Origin of the sequence: Paraconexibacter sp. (genome assembly GCF_041602235.1) — a bacterium.
Lineage (GTDB): Bacteria > Actinomycetota > Thermoleophilia > Solirubrobacterales > Solirubrobacteraceae > Paraconexibacter.
Window position 1 is genome coordinate 1 of the sequence record NZ_JBFIGP010000332.1, and the last position, 3,834, is coordinate 3,834.

Sequence of the window (3,834 nt, forward strand, 5' to 3'; positions counted from 1 at the left end):
CGCGAGGACGGCACCGCGCTCGTCGTCCCCGTCTGGGTCGACACCGACGGCGAGAGCGTGCTGCTCAACAGCGCCGAGGGGCGCGCCTGGCCGACGCTGCTGCGCCGCAACGGCCAGATCACCGTGACCGTGTCGAACGCCGAGAACCCGTATGAGTTCGTGTCGATCACGGGTTCCATCGCGGCGGACACCCACGAGGGCGCCGACGAGCACATCAACAGCCTCGCCAAGAAGTACCTCGGCAAGGACGAGTACCCGTTCCGCCAGCCTGGCGAGCAGCGCGTGAAGTTCGCGATCCGACCGGACCGCATCACGCACTACGGGCGCTGACCCCGCGCCCGCTCAGGCGACGAGATCCACCAGCTCGCCCGCGATCTCGGCAGGCGCCGCGAGGAGGCCTGCGGGCCGCTCGTCCCCGGCGGGCAGCGGCTCGACCCGCAGGCCCACGCCGCGGCAGAGCAGGGCTCCGGCGGCGATGTCCCACGTCTTGACGCCGTGCTCGTAGTAGGCGTCGACCCGGCCGGCGGCGCACCAGGCGAGATCCAGCGCGGCGCTGCCCGCCCGCCGGATGTCCCGCACCCGCGGAACGACCTCGCGCACGACGCGGGCCTGCTGCTCGCGGACCCTGGCCTCGTAGCCGAACCCGGTGGCCACGAGTGCGCCGGCCAGTCCCCCGGCCGGAGCCCGGCGCTCGGGCAGCGGCGCGCCGTTGAGCGTCGAGGCCTCGCCGGCGACGACCGCGAACAGCTCGTCGCGGACGGGATCGAAGACGACGCCGACCCGGTCCTCGCAGCAGATGCTCACGCACCACTGCGGGATGCCGTAGAGGAAGTTCACCGTGCCGTCGAGCGGATCGACGATCCACCGCAGCCCCGAGGTCCCGGCGACGTCCTCGCCCTCCTCCCCCATGATCCCGTCGTCCGGACGGCGCGTGTCGAGCACCTCGCGGATCGCACGCTCGCTGGCGTGGTCGGCCTCGCTCACCGGATCGTTCACGCTGGACTTCGTGTCGACCGCCCGCTCGCCCCCGGTGGCGAACCGCTGCGCCAGGAGCGCGCCGGAGACCCGCGCCGCCTGCACGGCGACGTCGAGCAACTCGTCCGCGGACGGCGTGCCGCTCATCCGACGGCGGGGCGGTGCTGGGCCCACGGCCGGTGACGCTCGACCTGGGCGGCGAGCGCCAGCAGCCGATCCTCGCGGGCCGCCGGCCCGACGAGCTGCACGGCGAGCGGCAGACCGTCCGCATCGAAGCCGGCCGGCAACGAGCAGGCCGGCAGCCCGAGCACGTTGATCCCGGCGGCGTAGGCGACCATGCGCGGCGCGTGGGCCATCAGCCCGAGCACGCTGCGCTCCTGGTGCTCCCCGACCCGGTAGGGACCGGCTGGCACCATCGGCATCATCACGACATCGGCCTCGTCGAAGATGGCTCCGAACGTGCGCATCTGCCCCGCCTCGGCCTCGCGGGCCCAGCGCACGAGCCGGTCGGGCACGGCGCCGCCGATCGCGCCCCAGGCGCGGATCCGACGCTCCAGGCGACCGCGGTTCGGCATCGCGGCGGCGATGTCGTCGGACACCCCGCGCAGGATGCGGACGTTGACCGCGCTCCACAGCGACGACGGATAGGTCGGGTCACGCTCGACGACCGTGTGTCCCAGCTCGCGCAGCGCGTCCGCGGTGGCGTCGAGCGCGCGCCGCTGGTCGTCGCCGAGCGGGGGCGGGAAGACGCCGAGCGGATGCTTCGTGGTCAGCGCGATGCGCAGCGGCTGGGGATCGGTCGCGCAGGCGGCCGCGAAGCCACCGTCGGGCGCCGGCAGCGTGGTGGTGGCGTCCAGGAAGAGCGCCGCGTCCTCGACGGTGCGGGCGAGCGGCCCGTTGACGCTCATCCCCTGCCAGGCGTCGTCGTGCGGCGCGACCGGCACGCGGTCGCGCTGCGGCTTGATGCCGAACAGCCCGCACCACGCGGACGGGACGCGGATCGACCCGCCGCCGTCGGACCCCAGCGCGACACCCGCGAGTCCCGCCGCCACCGCCGCGGCGCTCCCCCCGCTGGATCCTCCCGGCGTGCGATCGAGCTGCCACGGGTTGCGCGTCGCGCCGAACGTCAGGGACTCCGTCCACGGCACCGCGGTCATCTCCGGGACGTTCGTCTTGCCGATCAGGACCGCGCCCTCGCCGCGCAGCCTGCGGACGACCTCCGCGTCCTGCGTCTTGGCCGGTCCGTGCGCCGCCGTCCCCCAGGCGGTGACGTGGCCCGCCATGTCCACGTCGTCCTTGATCGCCACGGGCACGCCGTTGAGGAGCCCGGGATCCTCGGACCCCTTGCGGCGCCGGCCGGTCGGCGTGAACGCCTTCGCGCGGCGCTCGTCGGCGGCGTCCGCCTCCGCGAGCGCGCGCTCGGCGAGCACGACGCGATAGGCGTTGAGCACCGGGTTGAGCCGGTCGATCCGCTCGAGCATGGCCTCCGTGAGCTCTCGGGCGGTGACCTCGCCCTCGGCGATCAGCCGGGCCTGGCGGGCCGCGCCCGCGAACACGAGATCGGTGGTGTCCATGGCGCGCACCTTAGTGCCCTGCGACCGGGCGGCCGTCGGTCGTGCGCGGCGACGCACACGGCGGCGGCGCCCCGCGGTCGCCGTGGCCACTAGCATCGCCTCCGATGGCTCCGCCCGACCAGCTCGTCTCCCGGATCGCCGCGATCGGGGGCCGCTCCGCCGGGTCGGACGCCGAGCGCCGGGCGGCGCGCCTGCTCGCTCGCGAGCTCCGCGGGGTCGGTCGCACCGCGCGCGTGCAGACCGTCTGGGTGCGCCCCGCGTGGCCACCGGTCCTCGCGTTCGTGTGCGGCCTCGCGGTGCTCGGGACCGTCGTCTCCGTCGACCACCCGCAGACCGGCCTGGGCATGTGCCTCGCCGCTGCGCTCCTGTTCGCGGGCGACCTGTCGGGACGGTTTGCGCTGCTGCGCCGACTGACCGTCGCTCGCGCCACGCAGAACGTCGTCTCCCTGGCCGACCACGACGCGCCGGTGCGCCTCGTCGTCACCGCGGCCGTCGACGTGCCCCGGGCGGGGATCGCGGAGCGCGGTGCCGCCGCACGCTGGGCGGCCGCCCTGCGGCGGCGTCTGGGGCTCCTCGCGCTCGGCGGCTTCGGGCTCGTCGCCGTCGGCCTCCTGCTCGCCACGGTCGGTGGCGCGTTGCGCGCCCTGGACCAGGACGGCGCCTGGGTCGGTTTCCTGCAGCTCATTCCCGCGGCGCTCCTGATCGTCGCGATCGGCGCGGCGCTCGACCACTGGACGAGCGACCCCGGCCCCGGCGCCGGAGCCGACGCGAGCGCCTGCGCGACCGCCGTGGACCTCGTCGCCGCGCTGGACCGCCGTCCCCCGCGGATGCTCGCCGTGGACCTCGTCCTGGCCGGGGCGGGCCACGCGCACGCGCTGGGCATGCGGCGCTGGATCGCGGCGCAGCGCCGGGCGGGGCTCGCGCCCGAGGAGGTCGTGGTCCTGCATCTCGACGCGTGCGGGTCCGGGACGCCGGTGTGGTGGACCCGCGACGGGCTCGTGCTGCCGCTGGCCTACCACCCCCGTCTCACCGCCCTGGCGGCCGAGGTCGCCGCCCGGCAGCCCCGCCTGGGCGCGCGGGCGGTGCAGGGCCGAGCGGCGACCGGCGCGCGGGCGGCACGAGCCGTCGGCTGGCCCGCCATCGCGATCGGGTGCCGTGACGCGCAGGACCTCGCGCCCCACGCCGGGACCGAGCGCGACACGGCGGAGCACGTGGACCCCGAGGCGATGGCCGGCTGCCTGGAGTTCGCGCTGGCCCTGGTCATGGCGCTGGACCGCGAACTGGC

At 75.8% G+C, this 3,834-nt stretch carries 4 protein-coding genes; 2 read left to right on the forward strand and 2 right to left on the reverse strand.

What is annotated here, in order from left to right; genetic code table 11:
* Positions 1-330 (forward strand): PPOX class F420-dependent oxidoreductase (locus tag ABYE80_RS18260; RefSeq protein ID WP_372791730.1); only part of this gene is annotated, 330 nt, incomplete at its 5' end.
* A 12-nt stretch (positions 331-342) separates the two neighbouring features.
* Here the strand turns inward: ABYE80_RS18260 and ABYE80_RS18265 are convergent.
* A complete protein-coding gene (locus tag ABYE80_RS18265) occupies positions 343-1,122 on the reverse strand; it encodes an inositol monophosphatase (RefSeq protein WP_372791731.1) in 780 nt (259 codons plus the stop codon).
* Positions 1,119-2,549 carry an amidase gene (locus tag ABYE80_RS18270; protein ID WP_372791732.1) on the reverse strand — a complete coding sequence of 477 codons (1,431 nt, stop codon included), beginning with the start codon at positions 2,547-2,549 and terminating at the stop codon, positions 1,119-1,121. Before ABYE80_RS18270 ends, ABYE80_RS18265 begins: the two co-directional genes overlap by 4 nt.
* 104 nt (positions 2,550-2,653) lie before the next feature.
* Here ABYE80_RS18270 and ABYE80_RS18275 point away from each other — a divergent pair.
* On the forward strand, positions 2,654-3,834 hold a 1,181-nt coding region (locus ABYE80_RS18275), incomplete at its 3' end, for a M28 family peptidase (RefSeq protein ID WP_372791733.1).

Excerpts from the sequence above, each read along its gene's own strand:
- ABYE80_RS18265 (WP_372791731.1), bottom strand. The coding sequence starts at position 1,122 with ATGAGCGGCACGCCGTCCGCGGACGAGTTGCTCGACGTCGCCGTGCAG.
- ABYE80_RS18270 (WP_372791732.1), bottom strand. The coding sequence starts at position 2,549 with ATGGACACCACCGATCTCGTGTTCGCGGGCGCGGCCCGCCAGGCCCGG.